The sequence below is a fragment of the Kitasatospora sp. NPDC094028 genome (genome assembly GCF_049543595.1).
Lineage (GTDB): Bacteria > Actinomycetota > Actinomycetes > Streptomycetales > Streptomycetaceae > Kitasatospora.
The window spans coordinates 1-24,839 of sequence record NZ_JBMVFA010000046.1; the positions used below are offsets into that span (position 1 = coordinate 1).

Sequence of the window (24,839 nt, forward strand, 5' to 3'; positions counted from 1 at the left end):
CCCGCGGAGCGGGTCCCTACGGGCCTTCGGCCCTCCGTTCGCGCCTGACCTTCGGTCAGGCGGCGGACCCGCTCCGCGTGTCCGCACCCGGGCTTCGCCCGGGTGGGCCCGGCGCTTCGCGCTCGGGCCGGCACCACTCCGCTTCGCTCCATGGTGCCGGTGGGCTGAGGTGTGTTCACATGGTTGAGCTGGGATTTTGGTTGAGCTTACTACGGGCTGACTAGGAGGGGGGTGGCGCGGAGAGGGCGCGTGCGGGTCGGCTTCACTCCTGCCAGATTGGTCTAGACCGTGGTCCAGTCCACTGTTTCGACCCCGCCGGGGGTCCGGCGTGCGCTACCCTCGAAGGGTGAGCAACGATCCTCGGTGTATCAGTCTTAGAGTGTCAGGCGATCCCGCCGTGAGTGGGGTCCGGACCCGTATTTTCCGGGTGTTCACCGGAATTCGTTACCGGGGACTGATATCCTTCCGGATGGTCGCTTCTATCGGGCTTGATTTCCGGTCGCCTCGATTCTCAGGCCGGTCCGTCGAATGTATCAGTAGGGCACTGTCAGCATTTCCCGCGTGGTCCCTGGTGTGGGCTCGGGAATGGGTGAGGGGAGACACGTCTTCGTGAACGTCGTGAAGCCTGGCCTGATGGCCGCTCAGTCCGCCGCCGGCATCTCGCTGCGCGGGCACCAGGAGGAGGCCCTGGAGGCCATCGTTCGGGGCCTGACGCCCCGTCCGGGGCACCCGGCCCCGGGCGGGCTGCGGGTGACGGTGCAGATGGCCACCGGCTCCGGGAAGAGCTACGTCGGGGCCGCAGCCGGGCAGAAGCTCGCGCCACGGGGCGTGATCCTGGTGGTCGTCCCGACCCTGGATCTGCTGGTGCAGATGATCGGCTCGTGGCGGGCCGCCGGCCGCGCCGGGGACATGCACGCCGTCTGCTCGCTGGTCGACAGCGAGCTGCCCTACGGGGTGATGGCGACCACCAGCCCGCTGATGATCGGCATGTGGCTGTCCCACGCGGCCAAGCACCGCCGGCCAACCACTCTGTTCGCCACCTACACCTCGGTCAGTGCCGTCGCGGACGCCTACACCTACTGGGCCGAGAGCAAAGGCGAGCTGCTGCCCCCGCTCGCCCTGATGGTCTGCGACGAGGCGCACCGGTCCTCCGGGAGCGTGGAGAAGACCTGGACCGTGGTCCACGACCAGGCGGCGATCCCGGCGGAGCGCCGGCTGTACATGACGGCGACGCCGCGGATCTGGGCGCCGCCCAGCAGCGCCATGAAGCGGCGTGAGAACGCCCACCAGCCGCTGCCGGAGGAACTGGCGGTGTCCATGGACGACCAGCGGATCTACGGGCCGCACGTCTACTCCCTGGGCCTGGCGGAGGCCATCGACCGCAAGCTGCTCGCGCCGTTCGAGATCGTCGTCCTGGAACTGCGCGACCCGCTCGGCGACCGGAAGGCCGCCGAGCAGCAGGGCGTGCCGTGGGGTCCGGGCGTCGGCGAGGCCGAGGACGGGAGCGAGGACGAGGTGCCGGTGGAGCGGATCGCGGCCATCCAGGCCGGCCTGCTCAAGACGGTGGTCGAGCGGGGGCTGGAGCGGTGCATCACGTTCCACAGCCGCACGATCGAGGTCCGCTATTTCTCGGAGACGCTGAACCAGACGGCCGAGAAGCTGCACTTCGAGAACCCGCAGAAATACCCGCCTGAGGTCTGGGCGCAGTGGCTTTCCGGCGAGCATGACATCGACTACAGGAAGGAGCTCATCGGAGACTTCGGAAAGGGCGAGGAGGACGACGGCCTCAGGCACCGGATCTTCAGCAACTGCAAAGTCCTGGGCGAGGGTGTCGACATGCCGAATGCGGATTCTGTTCTTCTGCAGGGCAGGGGCAGCATGGTGGATATCGTCCAGGCCATCGGCCGGGCCCTGCGCATGCAGCCCGGAGAGGGAAAGACCGCCAGCCTGATCGTACCGGTTTTCCTAAGGGCCGGTGAGCAGCCCGGGGAAATTCTGGAGTCGGACAGCTATGGTCCGCTGATCAAGATTCTGACTGCCTTGCGCTCTCACGACGCCAAGGTGGTGGAGGCCCTGGCGGTGCCGCAGAAGTCGGGCAAGCGGACGACCGGGCGCGGCGCTGAGGCTGCTGTTGGGCCTGGTGAGAGCATGGTTGGTGCGGGTGGGTCGGGGGCGTTCACGTTGCCGGTGCGGTTCCAGGCGCCGGTGGATGAGAACGTGCTGGCGCTGTTCATCGCGTCGCGGGTGCTGGTCGGTGAGACGCAGTTGTGGCGTGAGGGTATTGGTCATGCGCGGCGCTGGTTTGAGGAGACCGGCGGGCTTGATGTTCCTTATTCGGCGCTTGTCGGGGAGATGGGGAATTTCCCGCTCGGAAAGTGGCTTTCGGATCGTCGCGGTGAGAATGCGAATGGTGAGCTGGCGTCATATCGGGTGGAGATGCTGGACGCGCTCGGGATGATCTGGTCCGTGAGCGATGCGCGGTTCGAGGCCGGGTTGGACTGGGCGCGGGTGTGGGCGAAGGGTCATGGCGGGTCGCTGGCGGCGCCGGCGCGGGCCTCGGTCGGCGGGTACGCGATCGGGACGTGGCTCTCGGAGCTGCGGGCCGCGGCGCAGGTGCCGGCGGGCGAGCAGGGGGCGCTGGCGCCGGAGCGGCGGCGGGCGCTGGAGGAGATCGACCCGTGGTGGTGCCCGACTTGGCCGATCACCTGGCAGCGCGCCTACGCCACCGCCCGGCAGTGGTGGCTCGACTCCGACGGCCTGGTCGACTGGACCGTGCTGCCGGTGGACACCGTGTTCGAGGGTGAGCAGCTCGGGCGATGGGTGCGGGCGCAGCGGGCCGACTGGCCGGGGCTGAAAGCCGATCAGCGGGACCTGCTGACGGCGATCGGCATCGAGCCGGACGCCGATCTGGTGGCCGCGAAGGCCGCCGCCGAGGCGAAGCCGAAGGTGTCCCGCGGCGACAGGTTCGCCCAGGGCCTGGCCGCGCTCGCCCAGTTCGTCGAGCGGGAGCGGCATCCCCGGGTGCCCCGCCCGCACAAGGAGCCGATGGAGGCCGTGGAGGCGGGTCCTGGGGGTGAGGAGCAGGTGGTGGTGTCGCACTTCGCGCTGGGCACCTGGCTCAACAACCAGAAGGCCCGCCGGACGAAGCTGACCGCGGGCCAGCTCGCGCAACTCGCCGAGCACGGCGTCGAGTGGGCGTGACCGGTGTCGGACGCAATCCGATTGCTGGTGGTCGGCATCGCGCCGGCCACCGGCAACCGCCGTGCGGGGCGCGCCGTCTTCCTGCTCGGCGGGGGGCGCGGGGCCCGGGACTGCGGGGCCATGGGGTACGGTCACGGTTTCACGTCCGCTCAGTTCCGGTGACGGTCCGTCCGGATCGCCACCGGGAGAGCGGTGGGTCCCACCCGAACCGTGTACAACCCCTAGGGAGCTTCCTCGTGCACCAACTCCTGCGCCGGAGCCTTCCGGCCCTCGCCGCCCTCGGCATAGCCGTCGGCGCTCCGCTGCTCACCGCCGGCACCGCGCAGGCGCAGGCCGAGCACGGGTGCGGCGCCGTCGGCGTCCAGTTCTCCGTCGACGGCGGCGAGGGCTGGATCTCCGACGGCCGGATGTCCGAGCCGCATGGCGTCATCCAGGTCCGCCTGGTCGGCGACGTCGTGGACGGCTGCGACTACCGGGTCTCGCTGGCCTCCTACGACACCGAGGGGCCGACCTGGGCCACCTCGGGCAAGCAGACCTTCCTCGGCTGGGCGACCACCACGCTGCGCAGCGGAAACCGCCAGGCGACCCTGGACGTCTCCGCCCACCTGCCGAAGTGCTACGGCCAGATCGACCTGTACAACGGCGACAAGAAGTTCGACGGCGTCGCCAACCCCGCGCCGAGGTACCCGGACGGCGTCTTCCCGGACAACCTGATCTCGGCCTGGAACGGCGGCAAGGCCTGCACGCCGACCCCGACTGGCACGCCGACCGTCCCGGTGCCGACCTCCTCGGCGTCGCCCACGTCCACCGCGGCCCCGCACCCGACCGGGACGCCCACCGCCACGACGACGCCTTCGGCCACCGCCTCGCCCTCCACCACTGCCAAGCCGTCGGCGCCGGCCACCACCGGGACGCCGTCCAGCGGCACCCCGTCGACCGCCCCGGCGGACACGACCGGCCCGGTCGGCAAGCCGACCGCCAGTCCGGTCTCGACCACGCCGGCCAGCACCCTGGCCAGCACGGGTGGCAACAGCAGCCAGATGATCGTCTACGGCGCTGGTGGGGCCGCGCTGCTCGCCGTCGGCGGGGGCGCGCTGGTGATCGCCCGCCGTCGGGGCGCCCGCCGCTGACGCGGCACCGCTGAGGTACCCAGGACGCCCGCGGTCCCCGGACCGCGGGCGTCCGTCGTCCGTTCACGGTCCGGAACCGGCGCCGGTACCCCGTCTGCGTCGTACCGAGCTCGCGGCGGCGGGCCACGTTGGAGGAGATCGACCCGTGGTGTGCCCGGCCTGGCCGATCACCTGGCAGCGCGCCTACGCCACCGCCGGCCGTGGGCAACGCGGCCGGCACTGCGTCCCTGGAAGGCTGGTTCGGGGTGACGGCCGCGCCGGTGATGGCGTTCCTCGCGCAGTCGATGAACCACGTCACCCACGCACGATGACGCCGGACCGACCGCCACCGCGAACCTCCTTTGAGGTGGCGCCGGTGTTCGGAAATGGGCTACGGCTGGTATTGGAAGGTGGCGCCGTTGCTGGTGCCGCCCGGGCAGTGGACGGTGACGGTGGCCGGGCCGACGGCATGAGCTGGTGAGGTGGCCACGACCATGGTGTCGGAGACGGCGGCGAAGGACGCCGGGGCGGTGCCGAAGAACGCAGCGTCGGTGTAGGTGAGGTTGCTTCCCCTGATCAGGACGTCGTCTCCGCCGGATACCGAACCCTGGGCGGGGCTGATGGAGGTGATGACCGGTGGTGCGACGTAGATGTAGTAGGCGTTGCCCAGCCCGATGGTGCTGGTGCCGCCTGGTGTGGTGGCCGTGACCAGGACGGTCCCCGTGCCGGCGGGCGCGGTGACCGTGATCTGACTGTCGGAGATCACGGTGGTGTTGGTGGCCGCGGCGGAGCCGAAGTGCACGGCGCTGGTGAGAGCCAGGCCGGAGCCGAAGAGGGTGACGGTGTTCCCGCCGCCACTCGGACCCGTGGTCGGAATCAGGCCGGTGACGTCCGGGGCCGCGACGTAGATGTAGGGCAGTGGGTTGCTGGTGCCCGCGCTCGTCGTGACGGTGACGTTGACCGACTGCGCGGCTCCCGCGGGTGCCGTGACCGTGATCTGGGTGCCGGTGTTGGCGGTGATCGTGGCGGCGTGGGTGCCGAACAGCACCGAGGTCGCGCCCGACAGGTTGGTGCCGGAGATGGTGACGGTGTTCCCGCCGCTGGTCGGTCCCTGGTTCGGGGTCAGGCCGGTGATCACGGGTGCGTTGACGTAGGTGTACGTCACGCTGTTGCTGGTGCCCGCCGAGGTGGTGACGGTGACGGGGACGGAACCGGTGCCCGCGGGCGCCGTCGCCGTGATCTGGGCATCGCCGACGACCGTGAACAGTGCCGGGGTGCTGCCGAAGTGCACCGACGTCGCGCCGGTGAATCCGGCGCCGTTGATCGTCACCGTGTTGCCGCCGCCCGTTGGCCCGGAGGCCGGGCTCACCGCAGTGATCGCGGGTGGGGCGGTGTAGGTGAAGGCGACGTTGTTGCTGGTGCCCGCCGGTGTGGTGACCGTGACCTGGATTGTTCCGGAGCCCGCGGGAGTCGTGGCCTGGATCTGCGCATCGCTCTGCACCGCGAACGTCGCCGAGGCGGTTCCGAAATGCACGGACGACGCGCCGGTGAACCCCGAGCCGCTGATGAGCACCGAGGTCCCGGCCGTACCCGAGGCCGGGCTCAGAGCGGTGATCACCGGCACGGCACCGTAGGTGTAGATGACGCCGTTGCTCGTGCCGAGCGGCGTGGTGACGGTGACGGCGGCCGAACCGGTGCCCGCAGGAGCGATGGTGGTGATCTGGCTGTCGCTGACCAGTGTGAAGAATGGCACCGGCACGGTCCCGAACTTCACCGAGGTCGCGCCGGTGAGGCCGCTGCCGCTGATCGTGACGGCGGTACCACCTGCGGCTGGCCCGTGGTTGGGGTTGATACCGCTGATGACCGGAGCCATCGGTGCTCCTTTGCATGGCTGACGAGGATGCCCTGGCCGCCGTAGGCGGGCCAGGGCGCGGCGGGTCCGCGGTCGCGGACCGTCTGGTCCGCGCCCACGGCCGCGGGGACGGGGCGACCGTGCAGCCCGCTGCGCAGTGCCCGGACCTGCCCGAGGCCTAGACGACGACGAATTGGTCTGCGACGACGGCCGTGCTGGTACCGCCGGGGTTGCTGATCTGGATGTCGTAGGTGCCCGCGGCCAGGGTGCCGGGCACGTCGAGGGTCAGACTGCCCACAGCGGTGACGCTGACGTTGTCGGCCGGCACGGACGCGCCACCGCCGACCGGGGTGAACGTCACGGAGCTTACGTCGACGAAGCAGGTGCCGGCGACGATGACCCCGGTGGTGCCCGCCGACCCCGTGCCGGGCGTCACGCCGGTGACCGTCGGCAGCTTGTAGTAGGTGAACTGACCGACCGCCCCGATCGGGGAGCTGGTGCCGCCGGCGTTGCTGACGAGGCAGTCCGTCGCGTCGGTGCAGCCGGTGAAGGCGCCGTGACCCGGAGGGGTGACGGTCAGGTGGCCGTCCGACAGGACGGTGGGGACGGCGGTGCCGACCGTGCCGAAGGCCACCGAGGTCGCGGTCGAGAAACCGGTGCCGAAGACGTCGATGGCGCCGGGCGCGGCGGGGCCGGTGCTGGGGGTCAGCGCCGTGACCGTCGGGGCGGCGACGTAGAAGAAGGCGCTGCTGTTGCTGTTGACCCCGGAGACGGTCGCGATGACGTTGGCCTGACCGCTGCACCCCGACGGGATGGTGAAGGTGACGGAGGTGCTGCTGGCCGTGGTCGGCGTGACCGTCTTGGTGCCGATGTTCACCCTGGTCGTGCTCAGGCTCCCCAGACCGGTGCCGGTGATGGTCATCGTCTGGCCCGAGTGGCCCGAGGTCGGCGAGATGGAGCTGATAACGGGTGCCATGACTGATCTCCTTCGCTGTTTGCTGATCGGTTGGGTGCCACAGCGCCTGGGGAGGTGAGCCCGGCGATGTAGTGCCTTCGCCGTCAACCTGCGGCTCTGTGGTCGAGTTGGGCGCCGCGAGTCGCCCCCGGCCTCAGCAGGGCGCGGTCAGGGGCGGGGTGGCGGCGCAGTTGTCCGGGGTGTTGCCGGCGACGTTGGTGACGGGCAGCGTGACGGAGCCGGCGTTCTTGTAGATGCCGCCGCCCTCGACCGTGGCGGTGTTGCCGGTGACGCTGCTGGCAGTCATCGTCAGTGCGGTGTCGGTGTAGATGCCGCCGCCGAACGAGGCGCGGCTGTCGTTGACACCCCCGCCGGTCACGGCGACCGACCCACCGAGGTTGGCGATGCCGCCGCCCACCCCGAAACCGGCGTCACCGTTACTGATGGCGACCGCGGTCAAGCCGAGCTGACCGTTGTCGGCGGGCAGATGCGAAGGCCCGTCCACCTCGATGATGCGAAACGCGGGCGCACCCGGCGCACGGGAGATCTCGGTGGCAAGCCCGGTCATGGTGATCGGCGTGGTGATGTTCGGCAGCCCCGTCGGTCCAGCGCCCCCCGAACTGTGGACGCTGGTGAGGGTGTAGGTGCAAAACGGTGCCAGGATCAGGCCCCCGCCTCCGGCGGCGTTGGCCTCATTGAGGGCGCTCACCAACGCGGCTTCACTGCACGGCACGATCACCGCCAGCGCCGCACGCGGGGTCTGCGCGTGGGCCGCCGGGGCGGTGAACACGAGCGCACCGACAGCACCGATCCCAAACAGCGCTCGAAGCATCGTGATGGCTCGCAAGAACGCCTCCTCGGACGTATGAGCCACCCTCGTCAGCCAGTGCACCGAACGAGCACCCCGGCCAACGGCCTCCTCCGATGGGCGCCCTCGCGGACGAGCGGCAGGCACCCACACCACCAACACGCATGGGCGACCGTCCCCAAACGGAGGGGATGGGCAGCCCACCTGATCGGACGCTACGAGTAAGCCATCCGAGCTACCACACAGACAAGAGAGTTGACGATAGTTCGCCCATCCGGCGGAACACATCGCCGGTGTCGTTACGGGCGGTACGGACAAGGGGTGAGACACCCACGCGGGAGGCAGTTCAGGAACGCTGGGCTGTCCGAGTGACTAACCGTCAATGCTATTGCTTCATATCCATCCTGTCAGCGTAATGGTGACGTCTGAACCGGCGGGCCGCCCATCCCGTGCCGGGGAGCTCAGCCGGCGGCCGATCCGTTGTTCCAGCCCCCTCCCGGGCGTCCGGGGCTGATCCACTCCAGCCGTCCTGGCGCCAGCTCACCGGTACTCGCCGCAGCCCCTGGCCCAGACGCGTCGGTGTCCACAGCCGCGTGCCTCTCGGCCCGCCCTACGGCCGTTGACCGGCCGTGCCGCACGACCGCTCGGAGGGGTGACTGGACAGCCGACAGGACCGGGCCGGGCGGCGCGGCTGAAGGCCCGCCCGGCCGCCTTCACCTCACACAGGAGACGAATCGTGAACACAACTGTGCAGGCGGCGTCGTTGGCGCCGAGCCTCACGCTGCCCTGGCCGCTACCGCCCGTGCTGTTCGTGGACAGCCCCAACGCGGGGCCCGCGGCCGGCGGCAACATCGTCGCCCTCACCGGGCTGGGCCTCAACGCCGCCACCCAGGTCCACTTCGGATCGGCTCCGGCCACCATCGTGGCCGGTGACGTCCTCGGCTTCAGTCTCGTCGTCGCGGCCCCGCCCGGAAGCGGCACGGTGGCGGTGACCGTCACCACCCCGAACGGCACCAGCAACCCCGTGGCCTACACCTACCTGGTGGTTTCGCCGCCGTCCACGCCCAACCCCACGGCCATCACGCCCGTCTCCGGTCTGGTCGCCGACGGTACCCCGTTCATCATCACCGGTACCGGGCTCGACGGGGCGAGCGTGACCTTCGGCGGCGCCGTGGCCACCGTGCTGGCCAGCGCCTCGAACGTGATCGCGGGCCTGATCCCGGCGCACGCCGCGGGCAACGTCCCCGTGGTGGTGACCACCCCCGGTGGATCGGCGATCGTCCCGGGCGGCTTCACCTACCTCGCGCCCCCGCCGCCGGTCGTCACCACGCCCATCACTCCGGTGATCAGTATCCCGGCGGGTGGTGGCGTGTTCACCATCATCGGCACCGGCCTGACGGGTGCGGCCGTGACCTTCGGGGCGATCCCGGCGACGGTGACCAGCAACACCGGTAACGTCATCACCGGCATCATCCCGGCCGGTACCCCGGCCACCACCGTGCCCGTCACCGTGACCACTCCCGGGGGGACGGCGCCCGCCGGAACCATGACCTACACCGCCTGATCGACCCGGTGGCGCTGCCAGCCTTCGGATGTCACTCCGAGGGCTGGCGGCTGCTTCGGTGAGTTCGGGTCAGCGGTACTCACCGGTCATCTCCAGAGTGCGAGCTCGGACGGGCTGTCAGTTCCACAGGTCGGTCTGGTGCGCCTTGGGGCCGTGCTGCTGAAGTCGGTCGAGGTGGACCGTCAGGCCGGTGGAGGCTGGCCGCGATGTGGCCGGTGCGCCGTCCGCACCGATCGGTCGGTGCCGCTCGGAGCAGGGCCGCGCCTCCCGTCGAGGTGGCGGGAGGCGGGGTGGCCCGGCGGGTCCTGTCAGGGAGTGACGACCCCGATCTGGCTCGCGGTGCTCTCGGTGAACCAGAGGTTGCCGTCGGATCCGGTGGCGATCTCCAGCGGGCTCGAGCCGGAGGTCGGGATCGACAGTTCGCTGATCGTTCCCGAGGTCGTGATCTGGCCGATGTCGTTGCCGACGTTCTCGGTGAACCACAGAGCGCCGTCCGGCCCGGTGGTGATGCCCCACGGGAACGGGAAGAAGGCGGTATCCGTGAGGTCGTAGCCGGTGAACACGCCCGCGGTGGTGACCTGTCCGATCTGCGTTGCTCCGGCGTCCGTGAACCAGAGGTCGCCGTCCGGTCCCGCGGTGATGCCGATGGGCAGCGAGAACAGTGAGGGGACCGCGTACTCGGTGACCGTGCCACCGGTGGTGATCTGGCCGATGCTTCCGGACAGCACTTCGGTGAACCACAGGGCGCCGTCCGGCCCGGCCGTGATGCTCAGCGGGAAGGCGCCGGAGGTCGGCAGCGCGTACTCGGTGACCGTGCCGCCGGTGGTGATCTGGCCGATGTTGTCGGCGCCCGGCTCCGCGAACCAGAGGTTGCCGTCCGATCCGACCGTGATGCCCCACGGGTAGGCGCCGGAGGTCGGCAGCGCGTACTCGGTGAAGGTGCCGTCGGTGGTGATCCGGCCGATCTTGTCGACGTTCGACTCGGTGAACCACAGGGCGCCGTCCGGCCCGGTGACGATCCCGGCCGGGCCCGCGTTGGTGGTGGGCACCGAGTACTCGGTGAACGTGCCGCCCGTGGTGACGCGCCCGATCGCGTTGGCGGAGTTCTCGGTGAACCACAGGGCGCTGTCCGGCCCTGCGGTGATGCCGACCGGGGCCGCGTCGGCGGTGGGTGTCGCCAGTTCGCTGATCGTGGGGGTCAGCAGGGTCGGTGACATCCTCGGTCGGGGGTGTTTGCCCCGGAGGCAGGCCACGAGCCCCGCCGGCCCCCGGTACCGCACGCAGGACTTCACCCACGGGCGCAGGGACCCGGGAGGGCGGTGCTGGGAGTCACCGAGGGCGACGGTGCCGGGCGCTGCGACAACGGCCGTCAGAACGAGGACGACGAGCGCACGGGAAAGCCGCCTGAGACGGCCGGGACGGCGGGACATGAGACACCTTTCCGAAGGACACAGCGGGAGCCGGAGCGCCGAACCTGTGCACCGGCGGTCTCCTTGCCCCGGACCGTGATCGACAAGCACAGCGTGACGGCCGAACGGCCAGGGCGACGGGAGCCGTCCGACCACAGGCTGCACGATCGCTCCCTACACGCACGAGAGCGTGAAACGCGGCTCGCGAAGCGCACCAGGTTGCGACGCGCCAGCTCACGCCTTGCCCTCACGCGGACCGCGCAAGGACAGGGACATAGGCCGGTGGCATGCTTCCGTACGCCCACCCGGCTTCGCTGTCCCCAGCGCGGGTCACAGCGACCGGGCCGAGCGCAGCACGGGGTGCGACACGCTGCCCCGCGGACCCGGATCGCGGCCCGTCTGGCCGCCGCCCACCGCCGCAGTCACCCCGGCATCGACGTCCGCATCCGCGACACCGACCTGACCGACCCGGCCTGCGGACTGCGCGCCGACGGGTCGACATCGCACTGTCCCGGGCGCCGTTCGACGAGAGGGCCCCGACCGTGCGGGCGATCCTCCAGGGCCCATACGTCCCAGGGTGCAACCGGTCCGGTCGAAAGCGGGCCCCGACTTCGGCCGGTCGGCCGACACCGGCGGCCGGCCCTCACGGCACGGGGTGGCCCGCCATTCGCTCCCGCCATTCGCTCCGGCCGGTGCTGCGTCGGGGCCTGGCCCGGTCGGCCGTGGCCGAGGGCCTCCCGCACGCACTCGATGAACAAGGCCAGTTCGCCGCCGGGCAGGATGTCGCGCCAGCATCAGCACGGTGTACCAGGCCTCGTGGAAGCCGTCGCCGTGGTCGTCCAGGTCGCCGATCGAGCGGGTGAGGGCCCTGTCGAAGTACCGGACGAAGCCGCCCAGGCCGCCGCCCAGCGGCCCGTCTCTGCTCTCCTCCTCCATGGCGAGCCCGTCGAGGACCGCCCCCGCGTAGGTATCAAGCAGCGGCTCGGGCAGGATGTCGGCCATCGCGCACGCGGCCGTGACCGCCAGGCGGTACCGGGCGGGCCAGGTCAGGCGTACGTCGAAGCGCTCGGCCACGCACCCAGCGAGACGAAGCGGAAGTGAGTGGTGTCCACGCCGTCAGGAGGCCACGTCGCCGGCGGTCTCGCGCACTCGACCCGCTGACGGGGCGGCAAGTCGTCCAGTCGCACTTCGGACCGGGTACTCGGCGATCGAGTCGATCAGCGAGCGCTTCACCACCACCGTGCGGCCGATGCCGTCCGCGAAGGTCCGGCATCCCGGGTGCACGACCGGACGGACGCAGCCGGCGAAGGCGGGCAGGACGTCGAGGACGTGGCAGAGGCTGCGGATGACGAAGCGGGCGGGGCCGCGGGCTCCGGTGTCCTCGTCGACCGTGACAAGGCCCACCAGGCGCTGGCCGATCGTCTTCCGCCGCCCCGGCCGCGGCGCTCGCACCAGGGCGCGAACAGCCCGGCGGCAGCAGTGTCTCGACCACTTCCAGCGCGAGCGGGCACAGGGAGGAGGGGAGGTCCGGCGGGCCGACGACGCACCGCGGCAGCGCGTGGGCGGCGCGTGCCCGCGCGTCCTCCCAGGGAGCGGCCGACTCGCTCACCCGCGCCTGCCCGGCGTGCCGGGGACGGGCACCGACGAGGCGGGGGCGGTCCACCTGGGACATCCGGCCTCGTGCCGGTGGATCATGAAGACGGTACCGCCGAGGCCGATGGTGCGTTCGCTGCGCACCCGGCAGCAGCCCGCGCCGGGCGGACGGGACGGGGCCGGTGTCGCGGGGTTCGGCTGGGCGGGAACGACGTGGGCGCGCTGCTGATCGAGTGCGGCCGGTGGGGTGCCCGGAAACGTGGCGCGTGAGTGGCGCCGGCTGCGGCGGGGTCCTCGATACGTCATGGCGGACAGCATGCCGCCCGCGGTGGCGGCCGTGCGGGCTTCGACACGAAAGCCGTGTCCCGACCGCGCACGGTCGGGCCGTCGAGGCGCGGCCCGCACCCGCGCGCCAGGCCGGGCCGCTCACCCCGGTTCAACGACCGGACGCGTCCCGAGACACGACAACGGCGGCGACGGCGTGGGCGGGCAGCCGGACGCCGACCCGGCGACGCGGGCGCGACCGGACAAGACGGCGAGGAGCGCCCGTCCGGGTCGGGACGGACCCGCCCGGGACGGCCGACGGCCGGGAGCGCGGCGGGACGGTGTCGGGGCCGGGCTCCAGGAACGCTTCGAGGCGGGCAGCGGCCGCGGGCCGCGGCACCGCGTGACAGGGCCGGCCGGGGCAGGCACCGGAGCGGTAGGGGGAGCCCCGCCTCTCCTGCAGCGGCTGCCGGATGATTCGGCGATGCCCAGGGTGTTGTGGAAGATTGCACTGGTGAGCGGGGCGTTGGACCTCATCGCCCCGGGCGCGATACAGGGGCCCGCATTGCGGCAGGCCCCTGACCGGGTCCTCAGTGCGCGGATGGCTTCCGCGCTACTTGGTGTAGAGGGTCCACATCTGGTGCGGCTGGCCGTCCCACTCGTTGAGGGTCACCGCCGTGTCCAGCCCGTTCGCCTGCAGGACCTCGTTCAGGTTCTTCGCGCTGGCGATGGTGGTGTGCTCCTGAGCCAGGTTGACGATCCACCGCTGCGCCAGGGAGGTGGGGTCGCACGTGTCCTGGAGCACGGGGCTGCGGCTGCCGGCGTCCGCGAGGCACAGACCGTACTGCCCGCCCTGGAGCGTGTAGATGCCGGTCCCTTCCGGCGTCTCGCCGACCAGCGTGAAAGTCCAGTTCTGGAAGGCGAGCGACGAGTCGCGGGTCAGGACCTGCGTCGCCTGGAACTCGTCGAGGTTGGTGTTGTCGCTCTCGACCTGGACGGACTTGGTGAACTGCGAGGGAGGTTGAGCCACGGCCGTACCACTGCCGCCGAGGACGGCCGCACCCGAGAGGGCGGCCGTCGCGACAGTGACAGCGGCTTTCTTTCCCATGTTCACTGATCGTTCTCCTTGCTCTGCTCTTCACGAACATTCAGGGGAATGCCAGGAGGATCCGGCTGGCAGCGGGAATCCGTCAATAAGGTTCGCCAACAACCCATCAATTGTCAATCCATAATTGGTGAATCGCTAGAAATCCTTAAATACGCCTAGATTCCCATGGGGTGATTACGGAAGACGTGGGCCGGCGTCAGCGGACGGGGCTGCAGGGCGGGGGGTGCGGTTCCGCCGCGCACGAACGCGACCACGATCTCGTTCACTGCCATCGCACGCGGCGCACCCGAACGGCCGGCGCCCGGGCCACGGAGCACGCGGCGGCCGGGGGCGGCACAACTGGGCGCGGGCGCGGGCGTGGGCGAAGGAGCGTGGCGGGCCCCTTGCGGCGCCCGCCACGGCGCCGGCCGGACTTGTCACCCGGACCGGCGGCCTGAGGCACCACGTTCAGGTCGTGCCTCTCGAACAGGCCGTTCCGAGTCGAACGCGGATCCAGTCTTGGCAGTCATCCGATGAGGCGAAATACTCCGATCAGATCTGCCGTATCCTGATTGTTCTTGCAAAGTTGAATTCGCCTGGCGTTTCCGCTGGCCATCGGGGGTCATGCCTGATTGGCTCGGTAGAAGCCAAGAAGTCGACCCCTCCCGTTCACGCACCTCACCTGAACGAATTCGACGCAAAGATCGCTATCGGATACTAAGAGCGACATTCCCGGATGCCTGGGCCCGTCCGACGATACGTTCCGGCCGCCGGTCGTGGCAGGCGCACCAATCCTTACAGTTGACTCACAGTCAACTACGATCGGTGATCTTGTTTGACTGACGTCACGTCTGGTGCCGATCGTCTTCCAGCGCTACGGGCGGCGCCGCCGGCGCGGCGCGGTCGGAAGCGGTCCGCCCGGCTTTCCGGCGGTTCGCGGTCCTGGCCGCTCGGCGCCGGGGACGAGCGGGCGCAGGCGGCAGGCCGGCATCCGGACGGGGTCGGCGCCCACCGCGGCGGCCCGCATGTAGTCGGCGCGGGCCTGGGCCTGGCGGGCCCGGCCGGTGATGCCCGGCACGTCGAGCGGTACGGGCAGGACGAGCTCGGCCCAGACCACTTTCCCGGTGCCGGTGGACGTGCTCCCCCACCGCTCGCTCAGGGCCCGCACCATCAGCAGGCCCCGCCCACCCTCGGCCTGCCCGTCGCCGAAGCCGTCCGGACCGACGCTCGGCAGCGCGACGCCCTGGTCCTCGACGTCGACCCGCACCCGGCCGCCGTCCGACGCCAGGGAAAGGAGGACACGGACCCGCGCGGGACCCGCGTGCCGGCAGGCGTTGGAGAGCAGTTCGCCGACGACGACGGCCAGATCGTCCAGCACACCGTCCCCGACGCCCCAACCGGCAGCAGCGGAACGGATCGCCCGCCGCGCCGGCGGGATACAGGCCGCGCGCTCGGCGGGGTCGGGATCGGTCGCGGAGACGACCAAGCGGTACACCGCGCCGGGCCGCTCCCCCGGCCGCCCGGCGCTCACCGGGCGCCGTCCCGGTCGTGGCGGGTTCGAGCAGCGCTGCCGGTGGTCACCAGGGTGACGCCGAGGGCGGCCAGCACGTCGCTCGCGCGCACCCAGTCGCGCACGGTGGGACCGATCATCGGCCGGCCGATCGTGACGACCGCGCCGATCACACCGGCGGCGGCCAACTCGGCGACGTGCCGCCAGCCGGGCCGGTCGTCGAGCGGGAGCCCGTCGTCGGCATCGGTGACCATTGTGGCGAGCGTCCAGCCGTCCGCCGCCGCTCGGCGCTCGCACCAGGCTGCGAACAGCCCCGCGGAAGCGGGGACCAAGTCGGCGCAGACGTAGCCGACCGCTGCGGCCGGCCGGACCGGCACCAACGGCGGCGGGCCGGGGCGGTGCGCTGCGCTCGTCACGGGCTGCTCCCTGCCGATGCCGGAGGACGCGGCCCCGCACCCGGCACGGGGGGGGAGCCGGGCGCGGGGCCGCGATCGGGACCGCCGGCGGTGGTGGGAGCGGGTGCCCGGTCCTGCCACCGCGGGCGACGGATCGACGGTAGGGAGCAGCCGAACCCGACTACAACGTGTTTGCACGCGTTTGCAGACTTTCAGCCGAGGGAGTCGATCGCCCGGGAGATTAGGGTCCGCGCCTGCGCGCCGTACACGGCGAAGTCCTTCAGCCGGTCGAACGCCTGGGCGTAGAGCGCGAGCTCGCTGGGGGCGGTGACGGTCACCTGGGCGGACAGCAGTTCCACGCCGGCCTCCGCGTCGTCGAAGACGTTGAACGTCTCCACCGGCCACATGGTGCGCTGCGCGGTGAACGGGATGACGCCCAGCGAGACGGCCGGCAGCGCCATGGCGGTGAGCAGGTACTCCAGTTGCTCGGCCATCGTCTCGACGGTGCCGAGGCGGTAGTAGAGGACGGACTCCTCCATCAGGATCGCGAAGCGGTGGTTGCCGGTGCGGATGACGCGGGAGCGGGCAAGGCGGGCCTTGACTGCGTCGGCGACGTCGTTGGGGGTGCGGCGGAAGTCCGCGACGGTGGCGAGCAGGGCGGTGGCGTAGGCCTCGGTCTGCAGGAGGCCGGGCACGACGCGGGAGGAGTAGGAGCGGAAGTGCCGGGTGCGCTCGTAGAGGGGGACGGCGGACTCCTGCAGCCGGCGCAGGCCGGTGCGGGTGAGTCGGCGCCACTCGACGTACATGGAGTCGACGGCGCGGTTGGCGGCGATCAGGTCCTCGGCCTGGCCGCCGGCGTCGCAGGCCTGGCACCATGCGCGGATGTCCGCGTCGGAGGGTGCGGTCTTGGCGTGGATGATGCGGGAGGTCTTGGCGCCGTTCCAGCCGCACCGGGCGGCCAGCTCCTGCCCCGTCAGGCCGGCGTCCAGCATGATCTCGCGCAGCCGCGCGGCGAGCGCGAGGCGGGCTTCCTGGGCGCTGGAGGACGGGGAGGTGGACATGGAGCCGGTCGCCTGGCCGGGGTTCAGACGGTGTACTGCTCATGTGGGACGGCGCGCTCCCAGACGGCTTCGAACGCGTCCGCGCAGAGCTTCGCCACCGCAGGGTCCTCGCACATCTCCGGCCCGGCGGAGGCCCCGTCGCCGGTGAAGTGGTTGAACCGGACGATGCGGCCGTCGAAGAGCCAGAAGTCGTTGCCGGGCAGCGCGAGGTCGGAGGCCCGGCGGCGCGGGAGCCAGCGCACCTGCTCGCCGGCCGCGAGGTTGACCACGGTCCCGGCGTGCTCGTAGCGGATGTACGCGGTGACCGGCTCGGAGACGATCCGGGCACGGCGCACCACGACGCCGCGAGCGACGGCGGCCCGGATCATCGACACCCAGCCGGACCAGCCCTCGCCTTCCGGGTCGAGGTCCGGGTGCACGCCGGTCCTTTGGAACTCCTCGAACTCCGCGGCCTCGCCGGCGATGCCGTAGGAGTCGCGCATCTCCAGGTGCACCGCGCAGTGCCGGGCGTCGGCCAGCAGCTCAGAGAAGGCCGTCACGTTCGGCATCGTCGAGCGCCTTCCTGATGATCGCCGCCATGCGCAGCGGGATGCGGGTCACGTTCTCGTGGTCGGGGACGCCGAGTGCGTGGCCGTGTACCCACTCGGTGGTGCCGATCTCCGTCAGGAGCTCGTCGCCGGGCTTGAAGCCCTGGAAGACGAGCTCCCTCTTGGCGTCGTCCACCCACACCATCGGGCTCTCGTCCTTGCCGGTGTTGGGGTCGACCCCGCCGAACCGTAGCGCCATAATGCCCTCCCGTGCCAAGTCGGTTGCGCAGCCTTGCACGACGCTCCACCCATGGGTGACGTGACGTCAAGAGCACTCGGGTGCTGGCCGGCCGGCACGGGCCGCAAGAGCGGTCAGCTGGATCTCGTCCCCCGTGGGAGATGCTGGGCGGCGGGGTGGAGTGGGATGAGTCGCCGAAGGCCGGGGCGGTCCGGGAGGTGAAGGAGGAGCTGGGCCTGTCCGTCGTGGTGGGCCGGCTGCTGGGGATGGACTGGGTGGGGCCGCGGCCGGACCGCAGCGGGCATCGTCGCCGTCTTCGACGGCGGGGTGCTGACGGACGAGCAGGTGGCCAGGATCCGGCTCCAGGCCGAGGAGCTGCGGCGGACCGAGGGCATCACGCCGCACCGCGCAGGACGGCGCACGGCCAGGGAACTCCGCTGCCCTGCTCGAGATGAGCTGACGCTGCAGAGCTCAGTGCGACGCGCTGGCGGCCTCCTTGACGCGGTCGACGAACATGTGGGCCCATCCGATCGCGTTGCCCGACGTGGCGGTTCCCGTCGCCAAGACCTCCACGACGATGGAGTCCAGGCGCACCTTCACCGTTGTCAGCCCGTAGGACTCGTAGATGAGCGTCTGGTCCCCCAGGTTGGGGGACGTGTACGTCTGCCGCTGCATACAGGTGTTTTCGGCGGCGTCGAGCTCGATGGCCTTGATCGCCTCCTGTGCGGACGGCTCGCCGTTGTCGGTGCTGTTGTAGTAGTAGATCCAGAACTCTGCCCCGTCCGGCCCGTTGCCCCAGGTCTGGCCCGCGCCATGGCTGGAGTTCCCGGACTTCAGGCCCTGGAACGTGCGGCACGCAGGGGTGTCCTTGTGCAAGGCGGTGTTGAAGTCCTTGTTGAGCTGGTCGCCGCCGGTCCACACCAGTCCGTTGCGCTGCCATCCGGACGGCAGGTCCTGGGCGCCCAGGACTACCTGGTCGAAGGAGGGGATGGCCGGGTGCGCGGCGGAGGACGTGGAGTGGGCCTTGGTATCGGGTTGCAGAGCGGCGCCGGCAAGGTGCGCGCCGCCGTAGATGGCCAGCGCCAGGAGGGCGGCCAGCACCAGCGCGATCACCAGGAGAGGGCCGGCGCCTTGCTTGCGGATGAAGGTCTGCACGGTCTGGCTTCCGAGCGCCAGGTTGCTGTTCTTCATCCGCGGGTTGCCGCTGATCACGATGCTGTCCCGGGTGCCGGACGGCGCTTGGGCGGGCGGCGCCGAGGCCGGCGAGGCCCGGCGCGCAGTCCACCGCTGGAGCAGCTCGGCCCTGAACTCGGGATCCTCCGCCAGCAGCCTGGCCACGGCCGACTCCAGTGCCGCCCTGGATTCTTCGTCCGGCCGTGTCTCGGCCAACTCCACCTCTGCCGCTGCCGACGACCTGCGCAGGCGACCGCGCACCCAGTCCACCACCGCGCCCGTCACAGGCCCGCTGGCCGCCGTGACCGCCCCGCCCACCGCGGCCACCACCGCCGCGGCCACCGATGCCGGCAGATCCGACTCCTCCACGCCGCCCTCCCCCCTTCCAGCCCGACATGCCCCGACCATCGCACCACCGCCGTGACCGGCATGTCGACGTTCACGACGACCGCAACGGGATCGCAACCCTCCCGGCCCGGCGCCGGGCGCCCTGGCGACGCTGTCCGTAGCGGATGCCGGGAGGCATGGCGAAGGGGCAGCCGGGCGGTCTTCGCCCCGGCTGCCCCCCTTCGGGCCACTGGTCGGTGCTCAGGGGTGCATGAGCGTGGCGGCGTCGGTGTTCGCGCCGCAGAGCACCACACACACCTTCTCGCCGCTGGCGGGCCGGTAGCTGCGGCTCGCCGTGGCGGGCCGGGTCGGCAGGTCCCGGTCGGCCGTGTGCTGGTCGGTGGCGAGCAGGCCCGCCAGGGCGGTGGCCGCGCCGTGCTCCACCGCGATCCGCCGGTGGTCCCACAGCGCCTGGCGGGCCCGGGCGATCTCGTCGTCCGCCACCAGCACGGAGTGGACGCCGTCCTGGTGGGCCGCGGTGAGGGCCATGGCGCAGGTGCGGCGGGCGCCGAGGGAGTCGGCGGCGACCGAGTCCACGGGGACGTCGACCAGGCGGCCGGCCTGGATCGCGGCGTTCAGCGCGCGGCAGTTCTCCGGCTCGACCGCCACGGTGCGGATGCCGTGGTGCTGGGCGGCCGTGGCGACGCCGGCGAACAGCCCGCCGCCGACCGCGACCACCACGGTGTCCAGGCCGGGGATCTGCTGGCGGATCTCCTCCAGCAGGGTGCCGGCCCCGGCGGCGATCAGCGGGTGGTCGTAGGCGTGGCTCGCCAGGGCGCCGGTGGCGGCGGCGAACTCCTCACAGGCCGCCAGCGCCTCGGCGTACTCGGAGCCGACCAGGCGGACCTCGGCGCCGTAGCCGCGGAGCTTGGCCACCTTCACCTGCGGCGCCGTCTGCGGGAGGAACACGGTGGCGCGCACGCCCTGCTGCTGTGCGGCCCAGGCGCACGCCAGCCCCGCGTTGCCGCCGGAAGCGATGGTCACCCCGGACTCCGGCAGGGTGCCGGCGTCGCGGTGGGCCTGGATGAAGTTCTGCGCGCCGCGGGCCTTGAAGCTACCGGTGTGCTGCATGAACTCCATGGCCAGCCACACCTCGCACGGGGTGACCTCCCGATCGTCCAGGGGGTCGCGGTGGGCGGTGCGGATCGCGCCCGGGTCGACCGGGGCGAGGGTGACGGGGCGGATGCGTCCGGCGATCCGGTCGGTGGCGGCCTTGATGTCGCCGTACGTGAGCTGGTGCACTTCGTTGCTCCTGCTGAAAGGTGGTCACGACCAGGCGATGAGCTGGCCGGTGGTGGTCAAACCGAGGAAGAACGCGAAGGCGATCCGGCGCCCGCCCGGGTTCGGGGCGACCGCGTGGAAGTTCGCCGGGTTGAACAGCAGCCCGTCGCCGAGCTGCGGGGTCGGCGCCGTCCTGCAGATCACCGGCGCGTTCACCAACTCCCTGGAGTTCCCGGCCGCGGCCTCCGCCGGGCTCCTGCAGCTGTGCGTCGTGACGCTCACCTTCACCGGCGACGCCTGGTAGAACCGGCAGCCCGTGTCACGGCTGGTCGTCTTCGCCGTGCTCCCGCAGCCACTTCGCGGGGTCGGTCTCGTGCACCTGGCGACCCGTGAGCCCGCTCATCAAACCTCCTGGCCTGTATTGGGCAGGGTGTTCCGGAGCCACCTGGGCAGCGAGAACGAGAGCCACAGGGCAGTGCTGTCACGATTGCCGACTGCGGCTTCATGGCATTGGTCCTGTGTTCCGGGGATGCGGCCGATCAGCCGTGTAGCTGGATCCGCCCCACGGACTCGGTGGACACCGGGCCGTGTTCACCGGGTCGGCGGGCTGTTGCGACGAGTCGTCGCAGCGCGGCGTGGGCGGGTGGGCCCCAGGTGGCCTTGCCGCCGGGGCGCCCGTGGACGCCGGCCTCTCCGATGAGGATGCCGCTGAGGGCGCGCCACACTGCCCAGCCGCGGGCGCGGCGTAGGGTCGCGGTGTCCGGGGTCGGCTGGTAGGCGTGGTGGAAACGGTCGGCGGCGCCGTCCGGCAGCAGTGTCCACGCGGCGGCGAGGTCGATGGCCGGGTCGCCCGCGAAGAGGTCGCCGAAGTCGATCACGCCGCAGAAGGTGCCGTCGGCGGTGAGCACGTTGGCCGGGTGCAGGTCCCCGTGGAGCCACAGTGCCGGGCCTTCCCAGTCGGGTGCGGCGGCGGCGTCTTCCCAGACGGCGCGGACGGCGTCCGGGTCGGGGACCAGCCCCATGTCGGTGGCCGACGCGAGCTGCCTGGCGACGCCTTCGGCGTGGTCGGCCAGCGGTCCTCCGCGGTCACGGCCGGCAGGCGCCCCGTCTGGGGCAGGCCGGTGAAGGGCCGTCAGGAAGCCGGCCAAGGTGTCGGCCGCCTCCGCGGCGCGCGTGGCGGGGGCGCGGTCGGCGGGCTCGCCCGGCACCCAGGTGGTGACGATCCAGGGCCGCGGGAACCGCTCGGACGGCTCGCCGAAGCGCTGCGGGACGGGGACCGGCAGCGGAAGGCCCGGGGCGAGGGCGGGCAGCCAGGCGTGCTCCTTGCGCAGCAGCGCATCGGCGGACTGCGTCGCCCAGGGCAACCGCACGGCGAGGTCGTCGCCGAGCCGCCACAGCTGGTTGTCCCAACCACGCGCGCCGAGCCTCACCGGGCGATCGGCCAGGTCGGGATGCTGGTCACGCAACAGGTGACGGACCAACTCCGCCGTGACCTCGATCTGGGTGTGGGTCATACGGATCAACGGTAGTCGGGCAGCGGCCCGCCCGTGGGTCACCCGATCGAATATCTACCTCGCCTGTGGGGACCCGTTCGCTTTCGCTGGATTCACAAGCACATAACTGGCTCTCGCTCAGACCGCCGAAGTGGCTCCCGATCACCTTGTCGAAGACATCCTGGCCCCCATCGACCGTACGGGGCGACGGTGTCGGGCGGGCGCTGCGCTGAGGTGAGGTGTCCCACCCCTGCGGTCGGTCGGCTTGCCGTTGGCGTGGGCCCGGAGTCTCGAAGGCCCGGACAGACCCGTACACCAAGGGACGTGGTGCGACTCGGTGAACGCCTTCGACTACGTGAGCCAGGTCGTGCTCCAGTTCGCCGAGAAGGTCTCGATGCTGGGTGGCGAAGTTGGCGGGCAGCTTCCCGACCCCGGGGGCCGAACCGGTGTGGTCCTCCCACCGGCGACCCGTCCATCACGATCCGTGTTGGCCGCGGCCCGGGCGGCCGACAGGTGACGTCGCCCCACTCCACCCATCGTCCGACCATCGACATATTGCGATGATCGCTCTATGCTCCGCGCATGACCGACCGTCAATTACAGGAGCCGACCAGACTCGTGCTCACCGCACTGGCCGACGCCCCCCGGCACGGCTACGCGATCATCCAAGAGGTGCTCGCCATTTCCGGCGGCCACAGCCGCCTGAGCACCGGCACGCTCTACACCGCGCTCGACCGGCTGCTCCAGCAGGGCCTGGTACGGATCGAGAGCGAGGAGGTGGTCAGCGGACGACTGCGCCGCACGTTCGCCCTCACCGACCAGGGACAGGACACGCTGGTACAGGAGGCCAAGCGCCTGCGGGCCGCCGCCACCGAGGCCGAACGCCGGCTGGGCGCCTTCCGTCCGCGACCCGAGGGGGCGACCTCATGAACGACGTCACGACCGGCCACGACGCCCCACGGACGGGCCGCCTGCTGATCGGCCTCTACCCCGCCCGGTACCGCTCCGCGCACGGCGCCGACATCCACGCCACCTTCGCCGAGGCCACCGAGGGCCGCACACGCAGTGCAGTGCTCCGGGAGTACCGCGACCTCGCCACCCACGCCCTGCGACTGCGGTTACGGATCGGCCCCACGGACCCGGCCGGTCGCGTGCTGGCCGGAGCGGCACCGGTCGCGCTCGCGCTCGCGGCCGGCTGCGCCCTGTACTTCCTGCTGCCCCGGCTGCACGAGCTGGTCCACCGGATCCGGTACCCCTACCCCAACCTCGGCCTCGGCCACGCGGTGCTGAACGCGGTCCTCCAGCTGGCCAGCACCACGCCGTGGCTGCTCGCCCTCGCAATCGCCGTGACCGGCCGTTGGCGGGCCGCCCGGATCGCGGGCGTGGCAGCCGCCCTCCTCAGTGCCGGCGTGCAGGCCCTCATCGGGCTGTACCCGTACTCGGCGGGTCAGCTGGCGGGCACGGCACTGGTCGGCGCACTGGTGCTGCTCGCACCGGCCGGACTCGTGGACGTCACCCAGCGGGGCCGTTGGGAGATGGCCGGACTCGCGCTCGCCGTCGCGCTCCCCATGATCGCGGCCGACCGGTACACGGCGCAGTACCTGCCGCTGCCCATGCTGGGCCTCCTGCCGATCTGGCTCGGCACCGTGACGGCACCGGTCCTGCTGGGCCGACTGGCCGGCCGGCGCAGGGACGCGCTCCGAGCCGTGGGCGTCGGGCTCGGGACGCTGCCCTGGCTGATGCCCATGACGGCCGTGGCCGTCTTCGACCCGCCCGCACGTCTGCGCCCGCTGCTCGAATACGCCGGAGCCTGTGTGGCCCCGCTCGGCGTGGCCCTGGCGGTGGCCGGAGCGGTCCAGCTCGCCCGGCGGGTCCGGGCGACCGACCCGTCCGACCCGGCCTGACCCCGGCCCGGTGTGCGCGGGTTCCTCGGGCCCGCGTACCCCGGGCCTGCGCGCTCCGGGGCCCGGCGAGGTGTCCCACCCGGAGCCGGCCGGCTTGCCGTTGGCGCGAGCACGGAGGCCGAAGCAGATCGGTACACCAGTGGTGTACGAGCGGTATACGATCGCGGTATGGCTGATGCGACGATCAAGGTTTCCCCTGATACGCGTGACCGGCTGGCCGCTCTCGCGGCGGCCCGCGGCACCACGATCGGCGCCCAGGTGGCCCTGCTGGTGGAGGCGCAGCCCACCGCGGAGCAGATCGCGGAGCGCGTCGCCGAAGGGCGCCGGCTGCTGCGGGAGCACTTCGGGATGACCCTGTCCGACACGGAGCTGGACGAGGGCCCGGACCTGCTGCAGCGGGTCTACGGCATCGCCGCCGAGGACGCGCGCGCCAAGGTCACCCCGAGGCGCAGCGCGTGATCATTCTGGATTCCAGCGCCCTGTCCGCGCTGGCCGCAGGCCATCCCCGCCTGCACCGGATCGTGGACTCCGCGCTGCAGAGCCCGTTCCAGCACCTGCTGGTGCCGGTGCTGTGCCTGGTCGAGGCCGAGGTCAAGGACGAGGGCGCCGCACACGCGGTCCTGGCGTTGCCCTCGTTGGAGTTCGAGCCGTTGGACGCGAGCAGCGCCGTGGTGGTGGCGACAATGGTGCGCGACGGCTACGGCGGCCAGGACCTGGCGCACGCGATCACCACGAGTCTGCCCACCCCGGTGCGTCCGCAGCAGCATCTGATCCTGACGGCCCGTCCGGAGCTGTATCCGCCCGGGGTCGTCACCGTCGACATCGACGACCCCCGGCTGGAGCCGTAGGTAGCGCCGACCGGGACGTCAGGGGACGAGCTGTCTCTGGGCGAGGGCGCGCGCATTCTCGCCGAGGAGATCCTGCCCGCCGTGCTGCGCGGGGCCGTGCCGCAGGAGCAGCCGGTGGCGCGGTGTTCGCGGCCGGGCAGGCCAGCAGCGACAGACGCTCGTCGTGGACCTGGTGCACGCGGTCCCCGCGCGGCGAGGCGGCGCGGTGTGGGTGGACCGCGTCGCCTACAAAGTCCTCCA

At 71.6% G+C, this 24,839-nt stretch carries 23 protein-coding genes and 1 pseudogene; 10 read left to right on the forward strand and 14 right to left on the reverse strand.

Features of this window, described 5'->3' with window-relative positions:
• Positions 1-609 precede the first annotated feature (609 nt).
• Positions 610-3,201 (forward strand): helicase associated domain-containing protein, encoded by a 2,592-nt coding sequence (locus ACPC54_RS38140; protein WP_498971639.1) that lies wholly within the window; start codon positions 610-612, stop codon positions 3,199-3,201.
• A 236-nt stretch (positions 3,202-3,437) separates the two neighbouring features.
• Positions 3,438-4,331, forward strand: a complete 894-nt coding sequence (locus tag ACPC54_RS38145; protein ID WP_498971641.1) for an LAETG motif-containing sortase-dependent surface protein — start codon at positions 3,438-3,440, stop codon at positions 4,329-4,331.
• 370 nt (positions 4,332-4,701) lie between these two features.
• Here the strand turns inward: ACPC54_RS38145 and ACPC54_RS38150 are convergent, their stop codons facing one another.
• The 3 genes from ACPC54_RS38150 to ACPC54_RS38160 all read right to left on the reverse strand — a co-directional run bounded on the left by ACPC54_RS38150 (position 4,702) and on the right by ACPC54_RS38160 (position 7,964).
• Positions 4,702-6,183 (reverse strand): beta strand repeat-containing protein, encoded by a 1,482-nt coding sequence (locus tag ACPC54_RS38150; protein ID WP_498971643.1) that lies wholly within the window; start codon positions 6,181-6,183, stop codon positions 4,702-4,704.
• 157 nt (positions 6,184-6,340) lie between these two features.
• Positions 6,341-7,138 carry an IPT/TIG domain-containing protein gene (locus ACPC54_RS38155; RefSeq protein ID WP_498971645.1) on the reverse strand — a complete coding sequence of 266 codons (798 nt, stop codon included), beginning with the start codon at positions 7,136-7,138 and terminating at the stop codon, positions 6,341-6,343.
• Positions 7,139-7,271: 133 nt separating this feature from the next.
• On the reverse strand, positions 7,272-7,964 hold the full coding sequence (locus ACPC54_RS38160; RefSeq protein WP_498971647.1) for a hypothetical protein: 693 nt from the start codon (positions 7,962-7,964) through the stop codon (positions 7,272-7,274).
• A gap of 697 nt (positions 7,965-8,661) precedes the next feature.
• Here ACPC54_RS38160 and ACPC54_RS38165 point away from each other — a divergent pair.
• Entirely contained in the window at positions 8,662-9,489 is an 828-nt protein-coding gene (locus tag ACPC54_RS38165; protein WP_498971649.1) for an IPT/TIG domain-containing protein, read from the forward strand.
• 308 nt (positions 9,490-9,797) lie between these two features.
• Here the strand turns inward: ACPC54_RS38165 and ACPC54_RS38170 are convergent, their stop codons facing one another.
• Positions 9,798-10,706: a Vgb family protein gene (locus tag ACPC54_RS38170; protein ID WP_498971651.1), complete on the reverse strand. Its 909-nt coding sequence runs from the start codon at positions 10,704-10,706 to the stop codon at positions 9,798-9,800.
• Between the two features lie 585 nt (positions 10,707-11,291).
• Between ACPC54_RS38170 and ACPC54_RS38175 the strand changes: the two are divergent.
• Positions 11,292-11,464: pseudogene (locus tag ACPC54_RS38175) on the forward strand (LysR family transcriptional regulator); the annotation flags it as partial.
• Between the two features lie 550 nt (positions 11,465-12,014).
• Here ACPC54_RS38175 and ACPC54_RS38180 read toward each other — a convergent pair.
• The 7 genes from ACPC54_RS38180 to ACPC54_RS38210 form a co-directional block, all read right to left on the reverse strand.
• A complete protein-coding gene (locus ACPC54_RS38180; RefSeq protein WP_498971653.1) occupies positions 12,015-12,302 on the reverse strand; it encodes an RDD family protein in 288 nt (95 codons plus the stop codon).
• A 1,066-nt stretch (positions 12,303-13,368) separates the two neighbouring features.
• The gene (locus ACPC54_RS38185; protein ID WP_498971655.1) at positions 13,369-13,863 is read right to left on the reverse strand and encodes an RICIN domain-containing protein; all 495 of its coding nucleotides are present in this window, start codon (positions 13,861-13,863) and stop codon (positions 13,369-13,371) included.
• A gap of 853 nt (positions 13,864-14,716) precedes the next feature.
• Positions 14,717-15,337: an ATP-binding protein gene (locus ACPC54_RS38190; protein WP_498971656.1), complete on the reverse strand. Its 621-nt coding sequence runs from the start codon at positions 15,335-15,337 to the stop codon at positions 14,717-14,719.
• Positions 15,338-15,369: 32 nt separating this feature from the next.
• A complete protein-coding gene (locus tag ACPC54_RS38195) occupies positions 15,370-15,768 on the reverse strand; it encodes a hypothetical protein (RefSeq protein ID WP_498971658.1) in 399 nt (132 codons plus the stop codon).
• A 191-nt stretch (positions 15,769-15,959) separates the two neighbouring features.
• Positions 15,960-16,808 (reverse strand): helix-turn-helix domain-containing protein, encoded by an 849-nt coding sequence (locus tag ACPC54_RS38200; protein ID WP_498971660.1) that lies wholly within the window; start codon positions 16,806-16,808, stop codon positions 15,960-15,962.
• Between the two features lie 23 nt (positions 16,809-16,831).
• Positions 16,832-17,356 carry a DUF6879 family protein gene (locus ACPC54_RS38205; protein WP_498971662.1) on the reverse strand — a complete coding sequence of 175 codons (525 nt, stop codon included), beginning with the start codon at positions 17,354-17,356 and terminating at the stop codon, positions 16,832-16,834.
• Positions 17,331-17,594, reverse strand: coding sequence for a hypothetical protein (locus ACPC54_RS38210; protein WP_498971664.1), 264 nt, complete (start codon positions 17,592-17,594; stop codon positions 17,331-17,333). Before ACPC54_RS38210 ends, ACPC54_RS38205 begins: the two co-directional genes overlap by 26 nt.
• Positions 17,595-17,674: 80 nt before the next feature.
• Between ACPC54_RS38210 and ACPC54_RS38215 the strand changes: the two genes are divergently transcribed.
• Positions 17,675-18,028 carry an NUDIX domain-containing protein gene (locus ACPC54_RS38215; protein ID WP_498971666.1) on the forward strand — a complete coding sequence of 118 codons (354 nt, stop codon included), beginning with the start codon at positions 17,675-17,677 and terminating at the stop codon, positions 18,026-18,028.
• A gap of 16 nt (positions 18,029-18,044) precedes the next feature.
• Here the strand turns inward: ACPC54_RS38215 and ACPC54_RS38220 are convergent, their stop codons facing one another.
• Positions 18,045-19,115 (reverse strand): hypothetical protein, encoded by a 1,071-nt coding sequence (locus ACPC54_RS38220; protein ID WP_498971668.1) that lies wholly within the window; start codon positions 19,113-19,115, stop codon positions 18,045-18,047.
• Between the two features lie 219 nt (positions 19,116-19,334).
• On the reverse strand, positions 19,335-20,375 hold the full coding sequence (locus tag ACPC54_RS38225) for a threonine/serine dehydratase (RefSeq protein ID WP_498971670.1): 1,041 nt from the start codon (positions 20,373-20,375) through the stop codon (positions 19,335-19,337).
• A 4-nt stretch (positions 20,376-20,379) separates the two neighbouring features.
• Between ACPC54_RS38225 and ACPC54_RS38230 the strand changes: the two genes are divergently transcribed.
• Complete coding sequence (locus ACPC54_RS38230) at positions 20,380-20,658, forward strand: hypothetical protein (protein ID WP_498971672.1); 279 nt, start codon at positions 20,380-20,382, stop codon at positions 20,656-20,658.
• Positions 20,659-20,893: 235 nt separating this feature from the next.
• On the opposite strand, the gene ACPC54_RS38235 is transcribed toward ACPC54_RS38230, so the two are convergent.
• Positions 20,894-21,868, reverse strand: coding sequence for an aminoglycoside phosphotransferase family protein (locus tag ACPC54_RS38235; protein ID WP_498971674.1), 975 nt, complete (start codon positions 21,866-21,868; stop codon positions 20,894-20,896).
• 561 nt (positions 21,869-22,429) lie between these two features.
• Between ACPC54_RS38235 and ACPC54_RS38240 the strand changes: the two genes are divergently transcribed.
• From ACPC54_RS38240 to ACPC54_RS38255, 4 genes are all read left to right on the forward strand, one after another.
• Positions 22,430-22,777 carry a PadR family transcriptional regulator gene (locus ACPC54_RS38240; RefSeq protein WP_498971676.1) on the forward strand — a complete coding sequence of 116 codons (348 nt, stop codon included), beginning with the start codon at positions 22,430-22,432 and terminating at the stop codon, positions 22,775-22,777.
• Entirely contained in the window at positions 22,774-23,751 is a 978-nt protein-coding gene (locus ACPC54_RS38245) for a hypothetical protein (protein WP_498971678.1), read from the forward strand. The genes ACPC54_RS38240 and ACPC54_RS38245 overlap by 4 nt, the downstream gene beginning before the upstream one ends.
• A gap of 168 nt (positions 23,752-23,919) precedes the next feature.
• Positions 23,920-24,210 carry a hypothetical protein gene (locus ACPC54_RS38250; protein ID WP_498971679.1) on the forward strand — a complete coding sequence of 97 codons (291 nt, stop codon included), beginning with the start codon at positions 23,920-23,922 and terminating at the stop codon, positions 24,208-24,210.
• A complete protein-coding gene (locus ACPC54_RS38255) occupies positions 24,207-24,599 on the forward strand; it encodes a PIN domain-containing protein (RefSeq protein ID WP_498971681.1) in 393 nt (130 codons plus the stop codon). The genes ACPC54_RS38250 and ACPC54_RS38255 overlap by 4 nt, the downstream gene beginning before the upstream one ends.
• Positions 24,600-24,839: the final 240 nt, after the last annotated feature.

Coding starts and splice junctions, on each gene's coding strand:
- ACPC54_RS38150 (WP_498971643.1), bottom strand. CDS start 6,183: ATGGCTCCGGTCATCAGCGGTATCAACCCCAACCACGGGCCAGCCGCA.
- ACPC54_RS38155 (WP_498971645.1), bottom strand. CDS start 7,138: ATGGCACCCGTTATCAGCTCCATCTCGCCGACCTCGGGCCACTCGGGC.
- ACPC54_RS38170 (WP_498971651.1), bottom strand. CDS start 10,706: ATGTCACCGACCCTGCTGACCCCCACGATCAGCGAACTGGCGACACCC.
- ACPC54_RS38185 (WP_498971655.1), bottom strand. CDS start 13,863: ATGGGAAAGAAAGCCGCTGTCACTGTCGCGACGGCCGCCCTCTCGGGT.
- ACPC54_RS38200 (WP_498971660.1), bottom strand. CDS start 16,808: ATGTCCACCTCCCCGTCCTCCAGCGCCCAGGAAGCCCGCCTCGCGCTC.
- ACPC54_RS38205 (WP_498971662.1), bottom strand. CDS start 17,356: ATGCCGAACGTGACGGCCTTCTCTGAGCTGCTGGCCGACGCCCGGCAC.
- ACPC54_RS38210 (WP_498971664.1), bottom strand. CDS start 17,594: ATGGCGCTACGGTTCGGCGGGGTCGACCCCAACACCGGCAAGGACGAG.
- ACPC54_RS38235 (WP_498971674.1), bottom strand. CDS start 21,868: ATGACCCACACCCAGATCGAGGTCACGGCGGAGTTGGTCCGTCACCTG.
- ACPC54_RS38240 (WP_498971676.1), top strand. CDS start 22,430: ATGACCGACCGTCAATTACAGGAGCCGACCAGACTCGTGCTCACCGCA.
- ACPC54_RS38245 (WP_498971678.1), top strand. CDS start 22,774: ATGAACGACGTCACGACCGGCCACGACGCCCCACGGACGGGCCGCCTG.
- ACPC54_RS38250 (WP_498971679.1), top strand. CDS start 23,920: ATGGCTGATGCGACGATCAAGGTTTCCCCTGATACGCGTGACCGGCTG.